Origin of the sequence: Pseudomonas sp. GM17 (assembly GCF_000282175.2) — a bacterium.
In the GTDB taxonomy this organism is placed as follows: Bacteria; Pseudomonadota; Gammaproteobacteria; order Pseudomonadales; family Pseudomonadaceae; genus Aquipseudomonas; species Aquipseudomonas chlororaphis.
The window spans coordinates 3,820,219-3,841,684 of the sequence record NZ_CP124732.1 but is presented as its reverse complement, the minus strand read 5'-3'; the positions used below and the strand labels follow the sequence as shown (position 1 = coordinate 3,841,684).

Below are 21,466 nucleotides of genomic sequence, written 5' to 3'. Positions count from 1 at the left end.
TTGTAGTGAGTCAGTGACGGGCCTGTTCGCCGCGAAAGCGTGCCAGGGCAATGAGGTGGCGAGTGATGGGCATCGGGATCGCCATGCCATCGGCCAGCTCCAGCACCGCATCGCCGATGGCGGCCAGCTCCAGAGGGCGGCCTTTCTCATAGTCCTGCAGCATTGAGGTGCGCACGGCGCCCATGCCGGCGCCGAGTTCGAGAAAGGTCCTTGGATCGATGCTCACGCGCGCGCCATAAGCGGCGGCCGTCAGCAGGGCTTCGTGCAGACAACTGCTGACCAGGTCGCGGAGCTCCGGCAGGCTGTAAAGCTGCTCGAGGGTGGCGCCGGTAATCACCGAGAGCGGGTTGGAGGTGAGGTTGGCGATGATCTTGGTCCACAGGTTGTCGCGGATGCGGTCGGTGGCTCGCGCTTCTATTCCGACACTTTCAATCAGTGCGCGCACACGCTCCAGGCGCGGGCTGAGACGGTTGTCGGGTTCGCCGAAAATCATCAGGTGCGGGGTGCGCGATTCGGCCACGGCGCTGGCCGGGCAGTGTGCGGTGATGAACACTACGCAGCCGATCACGTGACGCAGATCCAAGGTCCGGCTGAGAATCGACTGCGGATCGACCGCGTTCACCTGTTGCCCCGCGTAGCGTCCACCCTCGCCGTGGAAGTACCACCACGGCACGCCGTTGACCACCGGGATCACCACCGTCTCGGCAGTCATCATCGGTTGCAACTGCGGCAGCAGGGTGGCCAGGGCTTGTGCCTTGGCGCAGAGAAAAATCAGGTCTTGCTCGCCGAGGCTGGCGGCGTCGTCGCTGGCGTCGACCCGTACATGGTGGTGGCCGTCCAGGTCGTTCAGGTGGATGCCGTCACGGCGGATGGCGCTCAGGGTTTCTCCTCTGGCCAGTACCTTGACCATGTGGCCGCTAGCAGCCAGACGTGCTGCCAGGGTGCAGCCGATAGCACCGGCACCGGCGATGCCAATGCGTAGGGGGATAGCGTTCATCGCGACTCCAGATGTTCAAAGGCCGGATAAGACCGTGCTCGACGCGTCCGGCGCCCTTCGGTCGCCGGGGCAGGGCAGCCGTCAGTTGGCGAGCATTTCCTGGTGCTTGCTGGCCAGGCCCAGATAGGCTTCGATCACGCGCGGATCGTCGGCCAGTTGCTGCGCCGGGCCCTGTATGGCGATCTGGCCGGTTTCCAGCACATAGGCGTAATCGGCCACCCGCAGGGCGGCGCGCGCGTTCTGCTCCACCAGCAGAATCGATACCCCTTGCTCGCGCAGGGCGGTAATGATCCGGAAAATCTCCCGGGTAATCAGCGGCGCCAGGCCCAGGCTCGGTTCGTCGAGCATCAGGAGCTTGGGCTTGGCCATCAGTGCCCGACCCACGGCGAGCATTTGTCGTTCACCGCCAGACAATGTCGCTGCCAGTTGTTCACGGCGCTCCCAGAGACGCGGGAACAGCTCATAGATTTCGGCCAGCGTCTCGCTGTAGCGCCGGTCGCCCCGGCGATGGCGCTGGAAGGCGCCGAGCAGCAAGTTGTCGGCCACGCTCATGCTGGTGAACAGCTCGCGTTTTTCCGGCACCAGTCCCAGGCCCCGTGAGACCATCACTTCCACTTCCGGCAAGGCTTCCAGGCTGCCATCGAAATGAACCTGCCCCCGGGAGCCAAGCACGCCCATGATTGCCGAAAGCAGGGTGGTCTTGCCGGCGCCATTGGGGCCAATCACCGTCACGATCTGGCCCTTGCCCACCGTCAGGCTGGCGTCGCTCAGCGCTTCGACTTTGCCATAGGCCACGTTCAGGTCCTTGATCTCCAGCACGGCGTCGTCGACCTGGTTGCGCTGTGTGAGGTGCGGTTCCACTTGCATGTTCATCATTCGGCTCCTCCCAGATAGGCTTCCAGTACCGCGGGATCCTTCTGTACGTCTTCAGGCAATCCCTGGGCGATCCGCTGGCCGAACTCCATGACCACCACGCGGTCGACCAGGCCCATGACGAAGTCCATGTCGTGCTCGACCAGCAGGATCGCCATGCCTTCGCTGCGCAGGCGGCTGAGCAGGACGCCCAGGGCTTCCTTTTCTTTCAGACGCAGGCCGGCCGCGGGTTCGTCGAGCAGCAGCAGGTACGGGGCGGCGCACAAGGCGCGGGCAACTTCCAGAATCCGTTGTTGGCCCAGGGCCAGGCTCCCGGCCTCTTCATACAGGTAGTCGCCGAGGCCCACGCGCTCCAGTTGATGCCTGGCTTCGCCGAGCAACCGGGCTTCCTCGCGACGATCCAGGTGCAGGGCCGCCGACAGCACGCCTTGCTTGCCACGCAAATGCGCGCCAATGGCGACGTTCTCCAGCACGCTCATGTTGCCCAGCAGTTTCACGTGCTGGAAGGTGCGGCTCATGCCCATGCGTGCCACTTGCCGGGCATTCAGGCCATTGATCTTCTGGCCCATGAACAGCACATCGCCGCTGCTCGGTGTGTCGACACCGGATAGTTGGTTGAACAGGGTGCTTTTGCCGGCGCCGTTGGGGCCGATCAGCGCGAGGATTTCGCCGGAGCGGATTTCCAGGCTCATGTCGTTGTTGGCCACCAGCCCGCCGAAGCGTTTGGTCACATGCCGCGCTTCAAGGACTCGTTCGCCATGTTCAGGCCGTCGCCGATGTGCCAGCGGCACAGCCGGGGCGTCGGTGCTGTGGACCTGGCGGCGTACCTTGGCGCGGGCCGGTATCAGGCGCGCCAGCAATGGCCAGAGACCGGCGGGCGCACGCTGCATGAGGACCACGATCAGAATGCCGAACACGATGATTTCGTAGTTGCCGGTATGCCCCAGCAGAGCCGGCAACCAGTCCTGCAACCACTGCTTGAGCAGGGTCAGGATGCCCGCGCCGAGCAGGGCGCCCCAGACGCTGCCGACACCGCCGATCAAGGCCATGAACAGGTAGTCGATGCCCATGTTCAAACCGAATGGCGTCGGATTGACGAAGCGTTGGGTGTGGGCATAGAGCCAGCCGGAAATCGCCGCGAACACCGCGGAAATGATGAAGATCACCATCTTCGAACGGAAGGTGTCGACGCCCATCGATTCGGCCATTGCCTGGCCACCCTTGAGGGCGCGGATGGCGCGGCCTTCGCGAGAGTCGAGGAGGTTCTGGGTGATGACGATCGCCAGCAACAGCAGGGCCCAGATCAGGTAGAAAATGTTCTCGCCCTTGTCCAGCTTCAGGCCGAACAACGAGATCGACGGCAGGCCACCGACGCCGGTATGGCCGCCCAGAGATTCCAGGGTGCCGAACAGGTAGTACAGCGAAAGCCCCCAGGCAATCGTCCCTAGCGGCAGGTAATGCCCGGACAGCTTGAGCGTCAGCGCGCCGAGAATCAGCGCGACCGAAGCGGTGAGCACCACGCCCACCAGCAGCGTCAGCCAGGGTGACGTTCCGGCCCAGGCCAGCCAGGCCGGCAATTGTTCGGCGGTGGTCAGGTAGGCCGAGGTGTAGGCACCGAGCCCGACGAACGCGGCCTGGCCGAAACTGGTCATGCCGCCGACGCCTGTGAGCAGCACCAGCCCCAGCACCACCATGGCGTACATGCCGATGTAGTTGAGCAGGGTGACGTAGTAGGGGGGCAACAGCAGCGGCGCAATGCCCACCGCCAGCAACAAGGCAAGTAACAGGTAGCGCGAATTCATTCTTCTTCCTCCACATGACGACGGGTGAATGAACGCCAAAGCAGGAACGGAATAATCAGCGTGAACACGATGATTTCTTTATAGGTGCTGGCCCAGAACATGGAGAAGGCTTCGATCAGGCCCACCGCCAGGGCGCCGAGTGCGGCGACCGGATAGCTGACCAGCCCGCCAATGATCGCCCCGACGAAACCTTTGAGGCTGATGACGAAACCGGAGTCGAAGTACAGTGTGGTGATCGGCGCGATCAGGATCCCCGAAAGCGTGCCGATCAGCGCGGCGAGCAGGAAGGTCGACTTGCCCGCAAGCGTCGGGGAAATCCCCATCAGCCGGGCACCCATGCGGTTGATCGCGGTGGCACGCAAGGCCTTGCCATAAAGCGTGCGCTCGAAGAACAGGTACAAACCGACGATCAGCCCCAGGGACACGGTCAGGACCCAGAGGGTCTGGCTATTGAAGGTCACCGGACCGAGTTCCAGCCCGGCTTCGGAGAAGGGCCTGGTGCGGGCGCCTTCGGGGCCGTACAGCAATAGCGCCATACCGGTCATGCTGACGTGCACGGCGATCGACACAATCAGCAGGACCAGCGAACTGGCCGAGGCGATCGGTTGGAACACCAGGCGGTAGATTTGCGGCCCCAATGGTACCACCAGCGCCAGCGTCAGCAGCGCCTGGACCGCCATCGGCAACTCGGCCAATGGCAAGGTGTTGATCAGCACCGCCAGCAGCCCCGCGTAGCCGAGCTTGAAGAGAATGCGTACGGCAAGCCGAAGGCTCGCACGTGCCGCCCCCCACAGGTCGAGCGCGCAATCGATCAGTGTCAGGCCGAGTAGCAGCCAGACCAGGGCCGTCGGGTGGCCGTTCTGCAACGTGGCCATGGTCAAGGCGCCGTAGGTCACGAATTCACCCAGGGGGATCAACAGGATCCGGGTCACGGTGAACACCAGAAGGATCGACAGGGCCAACAGCGCATAGATCGCGCCATTGGTCATGCCGTCCTGGCCCAGCAGCATGGCTATCTGGAAATTCATAATGAGAGCTCTTGTCTACAGATTGAATATCAGGCCCGCGTGCAGGTGCGGATCGCCTCGTCGGCAATCGAGCGGGGCGTGCGGCGGGCCGTGCAACCAGGCTTCGATCAATGGTCTTGCAGCAGCATCCAGGTGCCGTTCTTGACCACGATCAATTCGCGGCCGCGTTCGTCAAAGCCGCTGTGGTCTTGCGGTGTCATGTTGTAAACACCCTGGGTGCCGGCCAGTTCGTGGCTTTGCTCGAGTGCATCGCGCAGGGCCGCGCGAAACTCGGGAGTTCCGGGTGCGCCTTTCTTGGCTGCAATCGGGATTGCCTGCTGTAGCAGCAAGCCGGCGTCGAAGGTGTTCCCGCCGAAGGTCGCCGGTTTGCTGCCATTGAGCTTTTCGTAGGCCGTGGTGTAGTCGCTGGCGATTTTCTTCGAGGGGTGGCTGTCCGGGATTTCATCGATTACGAGCATCAGGCTGGCAGCCAGAATGGTGCCTTCGACCTTTTTTCCGCCCAGCTTGAGGAAGTCCGGCAGTGCCGCGCCGTGGGTCTGGTAGATCTGCCCGCGATAGCCCTGATCGAACAGTGTGGTCTGCGGCATCACCGCCGAGCTGCCGGGCGCGGCGACCAGTACCGCGTCGGGACGGCTGGCGAGTATTTTCAGGCTCTGCCCGGTGACGGATGTGTCCTGGCGCTGGAAGCGCTCGTTGGCCACGACCTTGATGTTGTGCTGCGCCGCCAGGCCGCTCACAACCTTGGCCCAGTTCTCGCCATAAGGGTCACCGGTGCCGATGAAGCCGAGTGTCTTCACGCCCTTCTTGGCCATGTGTTCGAACAGCGCCTTGGCGATCAGGTCATCGTTCTGCGTGGTCTTGAATACCCATTTCTTCTGCTCGGTCATCGGCAGCACCACCGCGGCGGTGCCAACCGGGGCCAGCAGCGGCACGCCAGCTTCGGCGACGAACTGGATCACACCCATGGCATTGGGCGAGCCGCTCGGGCCGATGATGGCGTCGACATTTTCTTCGTCGATCAACTTCTTCAGCGCCTTCACCGTAGCGCTCGGGTCGCTCGCATCATCCAGAGAAATGTACTTCACCGCCTGATCGCCAGCCTGGGCCGGCAGCAGGGGGATAGTGTTTTTCTGGGGTAGCCCGACCAGTGCGATCGGCCCGGTGGAGGAGGTAATGACCCCGACTTTCACATCTGCCTGGGCGGCAGCGCAGACGGCACTCAACAACAACGTGGACACGGCTTTTCTGAAAAGCATGACTTTCTCCGAAGAGTTGCAACGCGGCAAAAGGCTAATGGTCAGCCGCCCCGACCACGACGTGGTGCGAGTACGGCCCAAGGTACGGCCCTGTTTTTTTGGGCGAACTGCTGCGACACCCCTGGGGCGTTATCGAGCCATTGAGGTGGCGCTCGACCATGAGCTATCGATCGAAGGCGATGAGGGCAAAAGCAGGTTGCATGCCAGAAATTTTTTGGTGCAGGGCGCAAACCCGTCATGGCGATACCCGGAGCGGGCAGTGTCGAGGCGATCCTGCCAAGGCCTTCCGGCGGTCTGTCACAGGGGCATCTGGAAGGCGGATAAAACCGGCACCACACCATGCTGGGCAAGGCTTTGATCTGGATCAATAAAGGCCTTGATCGACCCCGAAAACCAAGAATTTGAACACTGAAAAATCAGTGTTTTTTTATGTTTTTTAAGTGGTTTTTTTCACGGTTTTATTTTTTTGTTTTTGGGTTTTCTGACGGAAGAGTCAACTCGATATTTTTCAAATGTTTTGTTGTTAATCGTTATTGATATGTAGTTAACGTATTGATTTATAAGAGTAAATATTATGTTTTTCGATTTTTCCTATCTCTGTGCCGGTGTTACCAAACTGCACGTCACTGGTGCGAAAAGTGAAAATATGCACCGAAAATACACATCTTTTTATTTGGTAAAATTCAATTGACATTTCACGTAATTATTATGATTTTAGATTTAAGCGTTCACCCAGGCTTTCATGCCGAGGGCATCCGTTCTGGCGATACACAAAGAGCAGGTAAAGAGCATGTCGATCGTTGTCCAGGATTTAGCTTTAGGGGGAGATGGCCTTTCGGTCATGGTGAAGGACACCATCGATATCGCGGGCTATCCGACCCGTGCTTCAAGCAACGCACTGGTCGATGCTCCGGCGGCCGGCGAGCATGCCCAAGTGGTCCGGGCGCTCCTGGGTGCGGGCTGCCGGATCACCGGCAAAACCAGCCTGCATGAACTGGCTTTCGGGACTACCGGCCTCAACGCCTGGACGGGCACGGCAGCCAATCCGCGCTACCCGGGCTATATACCGGGTGGCTCCTCCAGCGGTTCGGCGGCGGCGGTGGCGGGCGGGCTTTGCGACTTCGCGCTGGGCACCGATACCGGGGGCTCGGTACGGATTCCCGCGGCGTGCTGCGGGGTTTTCGGCCTCAAGCCTACCTTTGGCCGGATCAGTCGCCAGGGTGTCATGCCGACGCACAGCACCCTCGATTGCGTAGGCCCCCTGGCGCGGGATATGGATCGCTTGATCGAAGCGATGGGCATCATCGATCCCACGTTCGCCCCCGTCCCGCTGCCCGAGCATCTTGCTATCGGCGTAGTCGCGGTGGAGGTCCACGAACAGATTCAGGCGGTGGTTAACCAGGCGCTGGGGCGTTCGCACTTCAAGCTGCTTGAGCAGACGCTGCCTGGTATGTCCGCAGCGTATGGCGCCGGGATGGCGATCATCAACGCCGAAACCTGGGCCGCGTGCGGTCATCTGTTGCAAACCGGCCGGGTCGGCAGCGATGTCGCCGACCGTTTGCGCGCAGCCAGCCTGACCACGGCCAAGTTCGTTGAAGAAGCCGAAATCACCCGTCGCGCGTTTACCGCAGAAGTGGACGCAGCCCTGGCGATCACCCCAATCCTGGCCATGCCGACCATGCCCGACTTCCCATTGCGGGTCGTCGATGCGGCCGACACTCGCGCCGCCCTGGGCATGACCTCACTGGTGCGCGCTTTCAATCTTTCCGGTCATCCGGCTCTGAGCATTCCTCTGGAAAGCGCTTCGGGGCTCCCGATAGGCCTGCAACTCATTGCCGCCCATGGCGCGGACGAACTGCTGTGTGCAGTCGCCCGCGAGCTGGTCCGGCGCCTGGAAGAGTAAATCGTCATGCTTACTATGGAGAAACCCATGACTGCGCCAAGCGAGCTGAATCACCAGCGCCGTGTGCCGATCACGGCGAATGAAGCCTTTCAGAATCTGTTGGTCGAGATTCGCACGCGTGCCCGGAATGAAGAATTCGACCAGCAAAAATGCATCTCGCAGGATGTCATCGAACAGTTCCGCACGCTCGGCGTCTATCGTGCCCTGGTGCCCAAGCGCTTCGGCGGTGACGAGCGCTCACCGGCCGAGTTTTGCCAGATGGTCGAGGACATCTCCATCGCCGATGGGTCCGCCGGCTGGGTCGCCAGCTTCGGCATGAGCCCGGTTTATCTGGCGGCGCTACCGCTGGAAACCCTGCAGAAAATCTACGCCGACTCGCCTGACGTGGTATTCGCCGGCGGGATCTTCCCACCGCAGCCCGCGCCATTTGTCGAAGGTGGCCTGGAGGTGAACGGGCGCTGGAAATTTTCCAGCGGCTGCATGGGGGCGTCGCTGATCGGGGTGGGCATCAGCCCGAAGAACGGCGAGATGCTCGGCCTTCCACGGCTGGCGGTGATGCCTCGGGAAAAGGTGCGGATCGAGCAAACCTGGAACGTCGTCGGCCTGGTCGGCACCGGCAGCCATGACGTCGTCGTCGAAGGCGTCGTGGTGCCTGAGGAGTGGACGTTCGTTCGCGGCGGTCCTTCGAGTCTTGACGAGCCGTTTTTCCGCTATCCGTCCCTGTCGTTCGCCACTCAGGTCTTGTCGGTGGTCGGCCTGGGCGTTGCGCGCGCTGCCCTCGACGAGTTGAGTGGCATGGCCAGTGGCCGAATCTCCGTGACCGGTGCGCCGTCATTGTCCGACCGGCCGCTGGCTCAGGTCGAAATGGCCAAGGCCGAAGCGGCGCTGCGCGCTGCGCGGTCGTGGTTCTACCAGGCGATCGACGATGCCTGGGCCAGCGTCCTGGCCGGCGATCCGGTGAGTGTCGAGCAGACCAATATGCTGCGCTTGTCCTCGACCCATGCCACTCGTGTCTCGGCCGATGTAGCGCGCACCGCGCAAATGCTTTCGGGTATGAGCGGGGTGTACCGTACCAGCCCCCTGTCGCGCTTCGTCAACGACACCCAGGTCATTACCCAGCACGCCTTCATGGGCGACATGACTTACCAGAACGCCGGCGCGATTTTCTTCGGCAATAAGCCGCTGCCGGGCTACCTGTAATTTTCCCTACTGATTGGTGAACCCCATGACCGATAAAAAATCCCTGCGAGTCCTGTTCTGCATCGGCATCAACCAGAACTTCTTCGATGCTCCGCGTCCCGAGGCGCTGGAGGTATGGGCCGCGTTCGGCGTCATGTGGAACGGCATCGCCGATCTGCCTGGCGTGACCGTGCTGGGCAACATGGACGATGACCAGAGCATGGTCGGCCCCTCCGCCGGTTGGCCCTGGACCACGTATCTGCTGGCCGATGTGCCGGACATCGAAACCGTCCACGCCGCCTGCAATCTGTTTCGCACCACGGAGGTCGGCGATGGCCCCTACAAACTTTGGAAGTACTGCAAGGTCGAGGCCCGTACCGGTCGCGAACTGATCATCCAGCGCTGAATCGAGAGCAGTCGCCATGTCATCACAAGAGCATTTGCGCGCACTGGAGCAGCGGCTCCAACAGCTGGAAAGCGAGAACGCCATTCGCGCCTGCATGAACCGCTACATGTTCCTGTGCGATGAACTGGGCGTGGGCTCCCCCCTCGAGGAACTGGCCGCTCTGTTCACGGCGCAGGCGATCTGGGAAGGCAAGGGAGCCAGGTACCAGAACAGCTTCGGCGGTTACCGCGGGCGTGAGGCGATCAAAGCGATGTTTGCGACCTACATGGTCGAACCTGCGCACTTTTCGCTGAACGTGCATTTCCTGACCTCGGAGCTGATCCGGGTCAGCGGCGAGACCGCGGATGCCAGTTGGGTGATGTTGCAGGCCTCGACCTTTGCCTCGGGTGCCTCGCACCTCAACAGCGCTCGCCTCAGCGTGCGGTTCGCCCAGGAACAGGGGCAGTGGCGCATGGCGCACTTTCAGACCGAGAACCTGTTCAGTCGCCCGGTCGATACCTGGAATAGCGCCGCCCACCTGCCCGTACCTGGCCAATCCGGGGAGTGACACCCGGAATTCTTGAAGTCGGCGACGCCTGCCGACGAGGAGTGATCGTGAATAACCTGATAAACACCGTAACGCTGGACGCCAGCCCCTCCGACCTGGTTCTGCATGACCGTGTTCACACGTCGATGTACACCGATGGCAAGCTCTTCGAGCAGGAGCTGGACAAGATTTTCTACAGCACCTGGATCTGGGTCGCGCATGCCAGCGAGATTCCCGATTCCGGCAGCTACAAGAGCACTTACGTCGGCAAGCAGCCGGTAATCGTCGTACGCGACCGCAAGAAAGACGTGCATGTGTTGCTCAATCGCTGCCGCCATCGTGGCGCAACGGTGTGCGAACACAAGAAGGGCAAGACCAACAGTTTCGTCTGCCCTTATCACGGCTGGAGCTACGCCCTGGATGGCAGCCTGCGTGGTGTGCCGCACCCGGAAAGTTACGGCGATTGCCTGGAAAAGGCCGACTTGCCTTTGGTCGGCCTGCGTGTCGAGCAATACAACGGCATGATCTTCGCCACCTTCAAGGATGATATCGAGCCCCTCGTCGATTTCCTCGGCCCGGCGAAGAAGTGGATTGACCTGTTCATGAAGCAGGGCGCCGGTTACCCGGTCAAGGTGGGAGGCGAGCATCGCTTCCGCTTCCCCGGCAACTGGAAAATCCAGCTGGAAAACACCACCGATGCCTATCACTTCCCGCTGGTGCACAAGTCGTTCCTGTCGTCCGTGGATGAACAGACGCTGGAGCTGTTCGATTTCGTCAAAGGGCCGGGCTACGTCGAAGACCTCGGCAACGGCCACAGCGTGATGGTGATGATCCCCGACCTGGTCGATCTGGAGGCCAATCTCGATTTGCCGATCCCGGCGCGCTTTGAGGATCTGGCCGCGCAACTGCGCGCCGAAGGCCAGGACGAGGAATCGGTCCGCCGTATCGTACGCGCGGTAGGCGGTTCGGGCTTCAACCTCAACCTGTTCCCGAACGTCGCTTGTTCCATGGCGTTCTTCCGGGTGCTGCAACCCATCGCAGTGGACGAAACCGAAATCCATCACGCGGTGATCACCATGGACGGTGGCCCGGCCGTGGCCAACCGTTATCGCCTGCGCCTGCATGAGCACTTCCAGGGCCCGATGGGGTTTGGCACGCCGGACGATTCCGAGGCATGGGAGCGCGTACAGCGCGGCGCCAGTGCCGGCACCGATCTGTGGATCATGCTCAATCGCGGCCTGCCGGGCGAAAAGGAGTCGGAAGACGGGCGGGTGAGCGATGTGAGTGCCGAGACCGGCATGCGCGCTGGCTACCAGCAGTGGAAAAAGATGATGTCGGCCTGAGTCGATGGAGAACACCATGATCAATCTGCAATTGCTCAACCAGGTCAGCGCTTTCATTTGGCAGGAAGCGGACATGCTCGATCACGGCGATTTTGTCGAATGGCTCGATCTGTGGACCGAGAACGCGACTTACATCATCCCGATCGATCCGCTGGAAACCGATTTCGAGAACACCCTGAACTACGCCTACGACGATCACCACATGCGTCAGTTGCGCGTGGCCCGATTGACCAGCGGCGAGTCGATTTCGACCACCCCGCGGGCGCGCACCGTGCGCAGTCAGTCGCGCTTTCGCCTGTTGTCGGATCGAGACGGGGTGGTCACCGTGCGTTGCGCACAGAACCTGCGCGAGTTCCGCAAGGATGTGCTCAAGCAGTACACCGCCGATGTCACATTCGAGCTGGTGCTCAGCGGTGACAGTTTCAAGATCCAGCGCAAGCTGATTCAACTGATCAACTCCACCGATACCCTCGCGGGTATCGGTTACATCCTCTGAGGACGCTGCCATGACACAGGTTGCATTGGTCACCGGAGCGGCCCAGGGGCTGGGCAGGAGCATTGCCGAGCAACTGCTGAACAGCGGCTACCGGGTCGTGATCAGCGACCGCTCGCTGGAGTCGGCGCAAGCCACCGCCGCTGAGCTGGACGCTACTGGCGAACGGGTGCTGGCGCTCAAGCTCGACGTGTCGAGCAAGGTCGATTTCGAGGACGCTCTGGCGGCTGTCGTCGCGCATTGGGGGGCGTTGCAGGTGGTGGTGAACAACGCCGCGATGACCATGACCACGCCCGTGATGCAGATCAGCCCGGAAGAGTTCGACCGGGTGGTGAGCGTTAACCAGCGCGGCACGTTTGTCGGCTGCCAAGTGTTCGGCAGCTATCTGGCGACCCGGGGGTACGGGAGGATCATCAATATGGCCTCCCTGGCCGGGCAGAACGGCGGCACCGCGACCGGCGCGCATTACGCCGCCTCCAAGGGCGCAATCATCACCTTGACCAAGGTCTTTGCCAAAGAGCTGGCGGCCTCCGGTGTCACGGTCAACGCCATCGCCCCGGGCCCTGTCGAGTCGCCGGCGGTACGTGCCGCCGTGACGCCCGAGCGCCTGGAAAAACTGATAGAGGCGATTCCGGTCAAGCAATTGGGCAACGCCGCATTCATCGGCAGGCTGATCGTGCAACTGGCCAGCGAAGACGCCTACTTCACCACCGGGGCGACCTGGGACGTGAACGGCGGGCTCTTCATGCGCTGAGGTCATTGGCGCCACGTTTTGCAACAGCAGCAGGGCGTGCCCAGGTGCGCGCCCGTACAACCAATTCGGGACAGTCCGGTATGAGCGATCAATTATTGAAAGTTGTCGTGCGCAAGCGCGAAGAGCAGGGCGAAGGTGTCGTCGTGCTGGATCTGAGCGATGCGTCGGGACAGCCCTTGCCCGCGTTCGAGGCGGGCGCGCATGTCGATATCCATCTCAAGGCTGGGCTGGTTCGTCAGTATTCGCTGTGTGGCGATCCGGCCAACGCCAGCGCCTATCGCTTGGGGGTACTCAAGGATCCCGCCTCGCGGGGCGGTTCGGTGGCGGTGCATGAGTGGTTGCAAGAAGGGCGCGAGATCGAGATCAGCCTGCCGCGCAATCACTTTCCGCTGGCCAGCGATGCCAGGCGCTCGATCCTGATCGGTGGCGGTATCGGCATTACCCCGATGGTCGCCATGGCCTACGCATTGAATGCCCGCGGCAGCGATTTCGAACTGCACTATTGCGGCCGTTCGCGCAGTCGCAGCGCCTTTCTCGACGAGTTGGGCAGCGCTGCGTTTGCTTCCCGGTTGCACACGCATTTCGACGACGAAGCCGTCGAACAGAAACTCGACCTGTCCAGGGTGCTGGGCACCCCCCAGGCCGGTGTACACCTGTATGTCTGCGGACCGTCCGGCTTCATGGACTGGATCATTGCCCAGGCCCTGGAAGCAGGTTACGCCGACGATCATGTGCACCGCGAATACTTCCAGGTCGAAGTCGACACCTCGGGCGCGGGCTTCGAAGTGGTTGCCCAGCGTAGTGGCAAGACCGTCCAGGTGGTCGAGGGCCAGAGCATTGTCGAGGCACTGGCTGCCGTGGGCATCAGGATTGAAGTGTCCTGTGAGCAGGGCGTTTGCGGCACCTGCTTGTGCGACGTTATCGAAGGCGAACCGGATCACCGCGACGTGTATCTCACGGATGACGAAAAATCCGCCAATGACCAGATTCTGGTGTGCTGTTCCCGAGCCAAATCCAAGAAGCTGGTGCTGGATATCTGATAGACCGGAGGGTAAGACCATGGTCGATACAACGGGGTTTCGTAACTCAATGGCAATGCTCGGTGGTGCGGTTTCGATCATCACCACCGATGGCCCTGCGGGTCGTTTCGGCTTCACCGCTTCGGCGGTGTGCAGCGTGACCGACCAGCCGCCGACACTGTTGGTGTGCATGAATCGCTCGTCGTTTTCCAATGTGCATTTCAAGAGTAATGGGGTGCTGAGCGTTAACGTCCTGACGCCGGGGCACCAGGAGGTATCGGGGGCGTTTTCCAACCGCAACCTCGATGCCGAGCAGCGCTTTTCCTGCGCATCCTGGACCACCCTGGAAAGTGGGGCGCCGCTGCTCGATGAGGCACTGGTGAGTTTTGACTGCCGCATCGCCCAGGCTCATGAAGTCGGATCGCACACAATTTTCTATTGCGAAGTCCTGGGTATCCGTAATGGCGAAAGCCAGGAAGGCCTGGTGTATTTCAATCGCGCCTACCACCGCTTGGGAGATGCATCCAAAGCAACTCCCTGACAGGGCTGGAACCCGGAAGTTTCGATAAGGACTTCCATGATCATTAAGTTTATTGAATAACAAGAAAGCAGTTGTCGCTGTTCTGGCGAATGACTGTGTTACGCCTTTTTTTGCAGTGAGTGGTTATAAAAACAATACTGAGGATTGACTGCCTAAGTTTAACTTTTGCTGAACTAATCTGCTTCCACTAGCCGTGCCTTTGTGCATGTAAAAAAGAAGGAACGCTTGATGTCTCAGAATTGCTGGGTAAGCCGTGGCGTCACTCCTGTGGCCGTGATGGGAATCTTCATGCCGGTCGTTGTATATGCCGACTTCGTAGATGACAGACAAGTCAGTCTGGGGATGCGCAACTTCTACATTGACCGTGATTTCAAACAGCATGACGCGCCGCAATCCCGGGTGGGCAGTTGGACCCAAGGTTTCGATTTTCGCGCGATCTCGGGTTACACCGAAGGCACGCTGCAGTTTGGCCTGGACCTTTCGGCGCAGTACGCCTATCGCTTGGACGGAGGCGGTGGACGGGGCCCGGACAGCATCATTCCGTACGATGCCAGCAAGGGCGAACAAGTCCGTGACTATGGCCGTGCGGCGCTGACCGGCAAGGTGCGTTACAACAAAACCGAACTCAAGATAGGTGAACTTCGTCCGACGTTGCCGGTGGCCTACATCGACGATTCGCGGCAATTGATCACCACGTATCACGGTGTACAGATCGAATCCAGGGAAGTGGAAAAGCTGACACTGACGGGCGGTCGCTTTACCGAAATCAGCTCCCGGGAGTCTTCCAATACCGAGAAGATGTACTTGTTCAATGGTCCTAACATCAAACGCCGCAGTGATGGGTTGAACTTTGCGGGTGCCACCTATGTATTTACCCCAAACTTGTCCGGTACTTATTTCTTCGGGCAACTGGAGGATATCTATAAACAACACTACCTGGGGCTGACCTATAACCATGATCTGGGTGCCGGTTACGGCTTGAAGACAGACCTTCGTTACTTCAATCACAGTGAAGACGGCAAAGCGCTGTACGGCGATATCGACAACCGCTCCTATGGCGTCATGACCACCCTGAAAAAAGGCGCCCACGCCTTCGGTGTCGGCTACCAGCGCATGCTCGGCGAGTCGACATTCCCAACGCTCAATGGCTATGCGCCGCAGCCTTACCTGGTGAACTGGTCGACAGTGGCGTTCGTCAAGCCGAACGAAAGCTCCTGGCAATTGCGTTATGACTACAACTTCGCGGGCGTCGGGTTGCCGGGGTTGAAATTGATGACGCGTTACATACGCGGCACCGGTATCGACCGGGGCAGCAATAGCCTCGAACAGAACGTCGAAAGTGAACGCAACATCGTGCTCGGCTATGTGGTGCAAAGCGGTCCCCTGAAGGACTTAGGTTTCGAGTGGCGCCGGATTGACGTAAAGACGCGCTATGGCAATGGCAGGGCGTCGGGGGTGGACTATCAGGAAAATCGCCTGATCACGACCTACACCTGGAAGTTCTGAAATCCCTGGAAGTCGTTCGCGGCTTCCAGGCCGGCCTGCGCATCCGGCACGGTTGAACTTCAACATTGTTTTTCCTTCGTCCGGAGCGCTCCTTCCGGACTTTTTTACCGCGGTTTTTATGCCGCGCTATAAGGATTGCCTATGCGTCGTTTTTATACCGGCTGCGACTTGGATCGCGTTCACAGTATCGCCGAATTGGCCGAGATAGCCCGGCGGCGCTTGCCTTACTTCGTGTGGGAGTACCTCAGCGGCGGTGCGGAGGCCGAATTGACGCTCAAGGATAATCTCGCGGCGTTCAGCGCCTTTGGCCTGCATTCCAGGGCCATGGTGCCCTGCCATGCGCCCGACACTTGTCGCGCCGTGCTCGGCCGGGTGTTGCCCATGCCGATGCTGATTGGGCCGACGGGCTATAACGGCCTGCTGCACCGCGATGCCGACATTCACTTGGCCAGGGCGGCAACGGCACGGGGGCTGCCCTTCAGCCTGAGTACCGCGTCCAATACCTCGCTTGAAGAGCTTGTCGCGGCGGTGCCTGGTGTCGACCTGTGGTTCCAGATGTACGCCATGCGCGATCCGCGGGTGCAAAACGATTTGCTGCAGCGGGCCGCCGACGCAGGCTGCCGGACCCTGGTGTTGACCTGTGATGCGATGGTGCTGGGTAATCGCCAATGGGACCGGCGCAATTTTGCCAGGTCGCGCCAGCTGACATGGCGCAACAAGCTGGATGTGGTCCGCCACCCGCGCTGGCTCAAGCAGGTGATGTGGCCATCGGGGCTGCCCGGCATGGGCAACCTCGAACCCTACTTGCCACCGCGCGAGCGTAACCCCCTGGGATCGATGGCGTTTATCGGCCAGCAGATGGATACCTTGCTCGACTGGGACATGTTGGCGCGTTTGCGTGAGCAGTGGGGAGAGCGACTGTTGCTCAAGGGCGTATTGCATCCGGCAGATGTGGAGCGCGCCATCACCCTTGGGCTCGACGGCGTGGTGGTGTCCAACCACGGTGGTCGCCAGCTGGACGGTGCACTGAGCAGTCTCGACGCGCTGGCGGCCATCGCCCCGCAGGCACGGGGCAAACTCAGCCTGCTGCTCGACGGCGGCATTCGCCGTGGCAGCGACATCGTCAAAGCGCTCGCCTTGGGTGCGGATGCCGTGCTGCTGGGCCGATCCACCCTTTACGGGGTGGCGGCGGCCGGTGAAGCCGGAGCAGGACGGGCATTGGACCTGCTGACGGCTGAACTCGCACTGACCATGAACCTGATGGGCTGTACCCACCTCAATCACCTTGACGGTGACAGCGTGTTCCAGCGTCGACGCGCTTGAGCATCAAACTGCGTTGCAAGCTGGAACAGCTAACTGCGTTGCAGAACCGCCCGGATATTTGACCGCGCGCTCGAGTCGAGGGAGCTGTCGCCGGTGTTCAGCGACGCAATGTATTTTTCGTTGTGGGTGCGGATCATCCATGCATCTCTGGTCCTGAGCCGAGGTATTCATGAAGCTGTACGAGTTGATCACGTTCACCGTGCGCGTGCGCACTGTCGCCATCGCCATGGTGTGTCTGGAACAGCGCCTGCTGGCGCAAGGCGCCGGCGTGAAGTTGATGGGGTGCTGGGCATCGGAGGTCGGCCCGCTGAATCAGATCGCGATGTTGCGCGGCTTTGCCGACGAGGCGTCTCGCCAGGTCGAGCGCGAGCGTTATCTGGCGGCTGCCGACGCGTTTGGCATTGAGGCGTATCTGATGGAGATGCGCGTGGAAAACTATTCGTTGTTTCCCTTTCTCCAGCCGCTGCCTGCCGGGCGGCACGGGCCGTTCTACGAGTTTCGTATCTACGATCTGCTGCCATCCGGTCTGGCACCCACGCTGAGGGGCTGGAAAAAAGCGCTGGGCCCCAGAACCGCCGAGCAATATTCGCCGGTATATGCCGCCTTCTATGCCACCGATGGTCAGTTGCCTCGGTACTTGCACATCTGGCCGTACTACTCGCTCGAACAGCGCCTGGACGTGCGCACCCGTGCCGTACAGGATGGCGTCTGGCCGCCGGAAAACTCAGGTCCGCAACTGCGCGACATGCATTCGACGATCTACCTGCCGGCGAGCTTTTCGCCGTTGCTGTGAGACGGCCGCTGATCGGTGAGGCGCGGTTCACTCAACGCTAGTCATTCCCCACGCCATGTTTTGCCCAGGACAGTCAGGCCGACCTCATAGCTGATCCGCATCGATCACCGCCTGGGCGAACGCCCGCGGGTCTTCCTGCGGCAGGTTGTGGCCGATGCCGCCGCTGATCAGGCGGAACTGATATTTGCCGGTGAAGCGCTTGGCGTAGTCCGCGGGGTTCGGGTGCGGCGCGCCGTTGGCATCGCCTTCGAGGGTGATGGTCGGCACGCTGATGGTTGGGGCCGTGGCCAGTTTCTGTTCCAGGGTGGCGTAGCGGCTTTCGCCTTGAACCAGCCCCAGGCGCCAGCGGTAGTTGAACACCGTGATATCGACATGGTCGGGGTTGTCCAGGGCCTTGGCGCTGCGCTCGAAGGTGGCGTCGTCGAACGTCCATTGCGGCGAGGCCAGTTGCCAGATCAGCTTGGCGAAGTCGTGGGTGTTTTTCTCATAGCCGGCGCGACCGCGATCAGTGGCGAAATAGAACTGGTACCACCACTGCAATTCCGCCTTGGGCGGCAGCGGATTCTGGCCGGCCGCCTGGTTGCCGATCAGGTAGCCGCTGACCGACACCAGCGCCTTGACCCGCTCCGGCCACAGCGCCGAGACGATGTCCGCCGAACGCGCGCCCCAGTCATAGCCGCCGAGCACTGCTTGCTTGATCTTCAGTGCATCCATGAAGTCGATGACGTCACTGGCCAGCGCGGCCGGTTGGCCATTGCGCAGGGTTTTCGCCGACAGGAAACGGGTATCGCCGTAGCCGCGGGCATAGGGCATCAGCACCCGATAACCCTTGGCCGCCAGCAAGGGCCCAACCTCATCAAAGCTGTGAATGTCGTACGGCCAGCCGTGCAGCAGAATCACCACCGGGCCATCGGCGGGGCCTGTTTCGGCGTATGCCACGTCCAGCAGCCCGGCGTTGACATGCTTCAGCGGGCCGAACGGCGAAGGGGCGGCATAAGTGGTGGCGGGGGACCTGGCTGATCCCCTTCAACCTGGGTTGCATTTGATGGCCGCGACGTATCTGGCCTGTGTCCGAATCCTGGGGCGGATGCAAGCTTATGTAGCGAGAAGTCATGCAGATACATTGCGATACTCGGTGGTTTGGCAGCGGGACAGCGACGTCCCATTCCCGCCTCTTGGGCTGCGCAAAGCTCGATACAAAAGTGGCTTATGCCCCGGCTTGCCATGGCGCCGATGCGCGAGCGCCAGGACGGCGCGAACCCTGGCCCCGGTCGCATAAATTTGAAATGCACGCCATTGCCCGACAGAATCGCGCCCCGATCCGGCCAAAGGCGCCGGACGTTCGTGGTGAAAAGGGGCGGCAGTTGAACCAACAGACATTGTCCATGCGCCTGGAGCGCGTGGCGGCGCATGTGCCAGCGGGTGCGCGCCTGGCCGATATCGGCTCGGATCACGGCTACCTGCCGGTGGCATTGCTGCGCCGTGGCCTTATCGCCGCGGCGGTGGCCGGCGAGGTGGCGTTGACGCCGTTCCACGCGGCCCAACGCAGCGTGCGCGAAAACGCGCTGGACTCGGGCATCAGCGTGCGCCTGGCCAACGGCCTGGCGGCGATCGAGCCGGAAGACCGGATCACGGCGATCAGCATTTGCGGCATGGGCGGCGAGACCATCCGCGACATCCTCGACAGCGGCAAGGCCCGCCTGAGCGGCCAGGAACGCCTGGTCCTGCAGCCCAACGGCGGCGAGCAACCCCTGCGCCAATGGCTGATGGAGCATGGCTACCGCATCCTCGGCGAGGAAGTGCTGCGGGAAAACCGCTTTTTCTACGAAATCATCGTCGCCGAGCGCGCCGGGCCGGTGAACTACACCGCCGAGGAACTGTACTTCGGCCCGCTGCAACTGCAGGTCCGCAGCCCGGCCTTCCTGGCCAAGTGGCAGCGCATGCTGCGCCTGAAACACAAGACCCTGGCCCACTTCGCCCGGGCACGGCAGGCCGTGCCCGAGGAGAAGGTCCAGGACATCGCCCGGCAGGCTCGGTGGATCAGCGAGCTGCTGGCCTGAACGCGGTCCAGGGGTTGTACAGGAAGGGGCGCTTTGAATCCCCTATCATTCAAGCATTCACAAACCGAGCAGAAAAAACATGAATCGTCGCAAGAAAATCAATCAGCTATTAAAGGCTAACGCGAAAAAGGCCAGTGCCAAGCTGGCACCGCGAAAGCCCAAATACATCAGCAAGGCCGACCGATTGAAGCTGGCTGCCGAGTCCAGTCCGGAGTCCGTGGTGTCCTCCGAGAGCTGATCCATGGCGCTTGAGCGGCCATTGCTGCTACAAGGCCCGGCTATTTACATCAACCTGTTAGCCGGGTTGGGCCGCCAGGCTATTACTGACCTTGCGTCCCAGCACAAGTACCGTGACAAAACCGCAGCCCACCAGGACCGTGGCCAGGCTCAACAGCACCGAGCTGCCCAGCTGGTCGACGATCCTCCCGCCGAAGAACGAGCCCAACGCAATAATCACCTGGAACAAGGCGACGAAGAGTGGCATGCCGCGTTCGACATCCTTGGGCGCTACGACAAACATCCAGATACTGGCGCAGGCCGGGAAGGCGCCGAAGGCGAAGCCCCAGAGCGCGATCAACATCGCAGCGCCAGTCATGCCGGTGGCGAAGTAGGGGAACAGGGCAGTGCTGGTGCCGATCATCAGTGCGACCAGCAACAGGGTATGACGCACGCTCCGGTTGGCGGCGAAGCCGGCGAAAATATTCCCCACGACCCCGGCCACGCCATACAGCAGCAGAAATGAACCAATAGTCGGCCCATCGAAGCCGGCACTCTGTTTGAAGAAGGGGGCGACATAGGTGTACGCGGCAAAGTGCGCCAGGCCGATCAGCAAGACTGCGATCAGTCCGACCCGAGCTTGTGGGTTGATGAACAAGGCCGGCAGGTCACTGATGCGAATGGCCTTGTCCGGGGTGAGCCGCGGAAGCAGGAAGACCTGCGCCAGCAGCACCGGTATACCCAACAGCGCGGTGACCAGGAAGGTCATGCGCCACCCCATCAGGCCACTCAGCCAGGTGCCTACGGGCACGCCCAGTACGGTGGCCAGGGTCACACCGACCATGATGATCGAGGTGGCCTGGGCTACGCCCACTCCTTTGGGGGCCAGGCGGCCGCTAAGGGCAATGGCGGTAGCCCAGAAACCGCCGATGCTGATGCCCAGCAGCACACGGCCGAACAGCAGCAGGTTGAAGTCGCTGGCGTAGGCCACGACCGAGTTGGCGATGATCATGATCAGCGTCAGGCCGATAAGCAGATTGCGACGGTCCAGGACACCGATGCCCACAGACAGCAAGGGGGCGGCGAGGGCGGCCATGATGCCGGGCAGGGTAACCATCAGACCGGCGTGGCCAGCAGTGATGCCCAGGTCGCTGGCGACATCGTTGAGCACGCCCACCGGGAGAAACTCGCTGGTCACCAGGGCGAAGGCACCCACGGCGACCGAGAGAATCGCCAGCCACTGTTGTTTGACGCTCTGTTGACTATGTTCGAGGAGGCCGTGAGGGGCCTGGCTTGTGCTTGACATGGTGCTGGGTTCCAAGGGGGATGTCGCCTGAGGCGGACAGGGGCGCGGGGGGAAATTCGAGGCGATTATAGGAGTCGGTTTTGGCACGCCGAGAGGCGAGCCTCTCGATAATAATCATCAATGCCATCGATTAAACGCTGGG

General features: G+C 61.4%; 20 protein-coding genes and 1 pseudogene. 14 read left to right on the top strand and 7 right to left on the bottom strand.

The window, feature by feature from the left end; genetic code table 11:
- Nucleotides 1-10: 10 nt before the first annotated feature.
- The 5 genes from PMI20_RS17230 to PMI20_RS17210 all read right to left on the bottom strand — a co-directional run bounded on the left by PMI20_RS17230 (nucleotide 11) and on the right by PMI20_RS17210 (nucleotide 5,956).
- Nucleotides 11-997, bottom strand: a complete 987-nt coding sequence (locus PMI20_RS17230; protein ID WP_007931987.1) for a ketopantoate reductase family protein — start codon at nucleotides 995-997, stop codon at nucleotides 11-13.
- Between the two features lie 81 nt (nucleotides 998-1,078).
- Nucleotides 1,079-1,873 carry an ABC transporter ATP-binding protein gene (locus tag PMI20_RS17225; protein ID WP_007931985.1) on the bottom strand — a complete coding sequence of 265 codons (795 nt, stop codon included), beginning with the start codon at nucleotides 1,871-1,873 and terminating at the stop codon, nucleotides 1,079-1,081.
- Nucleotides 1,870-3,672, bottom strand: a complete 1,803-nt coding sequence (locus PMI20_RS17220; RefSeq protein WP_007931983.1) for a branched-chain amino acid ABC transporter ATP-binding protein/permease — start codon at nucleotides 3,670-3,672, stop codon at nucleotides 1,870-1,872. The genes PMI20_RS17225 and PMI20_RS17220 overlap by 4 nt, the downstream gene beginning before the upstream one ends.
- Entirely contained in the window at nucleotides 3,669-4,700 is a 1,032-nt protein-coding gene (locus tag PMI20_RS17215; RefSeq protein WP_007931981.1) for a branched-chain amino acid ABC transporter permease, read from the bottom strand. Before PMI20_RS17215 ends, PMI20_RS17220 begins: the two co-directional genes overlap by 4 nt.
- 107 nt (nucleotides 4,701-4,807) lie before the next feature.
- Nucleotides 4,808-5,956, bottom strand: coding sequence for an ABC transporter substrate-binding protein (locus tag PMI20_RS17210; protein ID WP_007931979.1), 1,149 nt, complete (start codon nucleotides 5,954-5,956; stop codon nucleotides 4,808-4,810).
- Nucleotides 5,957-6,746: 790 nt separating this feature from the next.
- On the opposite strand from PMI20_RS17210, the gene PMI20_RS17205 reads away from it, so the two are divergent.
- From PMI20_RS17205 to PMI20_RS17150, 12 genes are all read left to right on the top strand, one after another.
- A complete protein-coding gene (locus tag PMI20_RS17205; RefSeq protein WP_037036061.1) occupies nucleotides 6,747-7,859 on the top strand; it encodes an amidase in 1,113 nt (370 codons plus the stop codon).
- Nucleotides 7,860-7,886: 27 nt separating this feature from the next.
- Nucleotides 7,887-9,059 carry an acyl-CoA dehydrogenase family protein gene (locus PMI20_RS17200; RefSeq protein WP_007931976.1) on the top strand — a complete coding sequence of 391 codons (1,173 nt, stop codon included), beginning with the start codon at nucleotides 7,887-7,889 and terminating at the stop codon, nucleotides 9,057-9,059.
- A 25-nt stretch (nucleotides 9,060-9,084) separates the two neighbouring features.
- Nucleotides 9,085-9,444 (top strand): hypothetical protein, encoded by a 360-nt coding sequence (locus tag PMI20_RS17195; RefSeq protein WP_007931975.1) that lies wholly within the window; start codon nucleotides 9,085-9,087, stop codon nucleotides 9,442-9,444.
- Between the two features lie 16 nt (nucleotides 9,445-9,460).
- Complete coding sequence (locus tag PMI20_RS17190) at nucleotides 9,461-9,991, top strand: nuclear transport factor 2 family protein (protein ID WP_007931973.1); 531 nt, start codon at nucleotides 9,461-9,463, stop codon at nucleotides 9,989-9,991.
- A 47-nt stretch (nucleotides 9,992-10,038) separates the two neighbouring features.
- Nucleotides 10,039-11,313 (top strand): aromatic ring-hydroxylating oxygenase subunit alpha, encoded by a 1,275-nt coding sequence (locus tag PMI20_RS17185; protein WP_007931970.1) that lies wholly within the window; start codon nucleotides 10,039-10,041, stop codon nucleotides 11,311-11,313.
- A gap of 19 nt (nucleotides 11,314-11,332) precedes the next feature.
- The gene (locus PMI20_RS17180; protein WP_037036083.1) at nucleotides 11,333-11,809 is read left to right on the top strand and encodes an aromatic-ring-hydroxylating dioxygenase subunit beta; all 477 of its coding nucleotides are present in this window, start codon (nucleotides 11,333-11,335) and stop codon (nucleotides 11,807-11,809) included.
- 10 nt (nucleotides 11,810-11,819) lie between these two features.
- Nucleotides 11,820-12,560 carry an SDR family NAD(P)-dependent oxidoreductase gene (locus tag PMI20_RS17175; protein WP_007931963.1) on the top strand — a complete coding sequence of 247 codons (741 nt, stop codon included), beginning with the start codon at nucleotides 11,820-11,822 and terminating at the stop codon, nucleotides 12,558-12,560.
- A gap of 80 nt (nucleotides 12,561-12,640) precedes the next feature.
- The gene (locus tag PMI20_RS17170) at nucleotides 12,641-13,600 is read left to right on the top strand and encodes a PDR/VanB family oxidoreductase (RefSeq protein WP_007931962.1); all 960 of its coding nucleotides are present in this window, start codon (nucleotides 12,641-12,643) and stop codon (nucleotides 13,598-13,600) included.
- A gap of 19 nt (nucleotides 13,601-13,619) precedes the next feature.
- Nucleotides 13,620-14,120 (top strand): flavin reductase, encoded by a 501-nt coding sequence (locus PMI20_RS17165; protein WP_007931961.1) that lies wholly within the window; start codon nucleotides 13,620-13,622, stop codon nucleotides 14,118-14,120.
- Nucleotides 14,121-14,348: 228 nt separating this feature from the next.
- Nucleotides 14,349-15,626: an OprD family porin gene (locus tag PMI20_RS17160; protein ID WP_007931960.1), complete on the top strand. Its 1,278-nt coding sequence runs from the start codon at nucleotides 14,349-14,351 to the stop codon at nucleotides 15,624-15,626.
- Between the two features lie 141 nt (nucleotides 15,627-15,767).
- The gene (locus PMI20_RS17155; RefSeq protein WP_007931959.1) at nucleotides 15,768-16,949 is read left to right on the top strand and encodes an alpha-hydroxy acid oxidase; all 1,182 of its coding nucleotides are present in this window, start codon (nucleotides 15,768-15,770) and stop codon (nucleotides 16,947-16,949) included.
- A gap of 169 nt (nucleotides 16,950-17,118) precedes the next feature.
- A complete protein-coding gene (locus PMI20_RS17150; protein WP_007931954.1) occupies nucleotides 17,119-17,742 on the top strand; it encodes an NIPSNAP family protein in 624 nt (207 codons plus the stop codon).
- An 84-nt stretch (nucleotides 17,743-17,826) separates the two neighbouring features.
- Here PMI20_RS17150 and PMI20_RS17145 read toward each other — a convergent pair.
- Nucleotides 17,827-18,747, bottom strand: a pseudogene (locus tag PMI20_RS17145) (alpha/beta fold hydrolase); the annotation flags it as partial.
- Between the two features lie 359 nt (nucleotides 18,748-19,106).
- Here PMI20_RS17145 and PMI20_RS17140 point away from each other — a divergent pair.
- Both PMI20_RS17140 and PMI20_RS17135 read left to right on the top strand, forming a co-directional pair.
- On the top strand, nucleotides 19,107-19,802 hold the full coding sequence (locus PMI20_RS17140) for a tRNA (adenine(22)-N(1))-methyltransferase (RefSeq protein ID WP_037036075.1): 696 nt from the start codon (nucleotides 19,107-19,109) through the stop codon (nucleotides 19,800-19,802).
- A gap of 79 nt (nucleotides 19,803-19,881) precedes the next feature.
- Complete coding sequence (locus PMI20_RS17135; protein WP_007931951.1) at nucleotides 19,882-20,040, top strand: DUF2986 domain-containing protein; 159 nt, start codon at nucleotides 19,882-19,884, stop codon at nucleotides 20,038-20,040.
- 57 nt (nucleotides 20,041-20,097) lie between these two features.
- Here PMI20_RS17135 and PMI20_RS17130 read toward each other — a convergent pair whose 3' ends face one another.
- Nucleotides 20,098-21,324 (bottom strand): MFS transporter, encoded by a 1,227-nt coding sequence (locus PMI20_RS17130; protein WP_007931950.1) that lies wholly within the window; start codon nucleotides 21,322-21,324, stop codon nucleotides 20,098-20,100.
- Nucleotides 21,325-21,466: the final 142 nt, after the last annotated feature.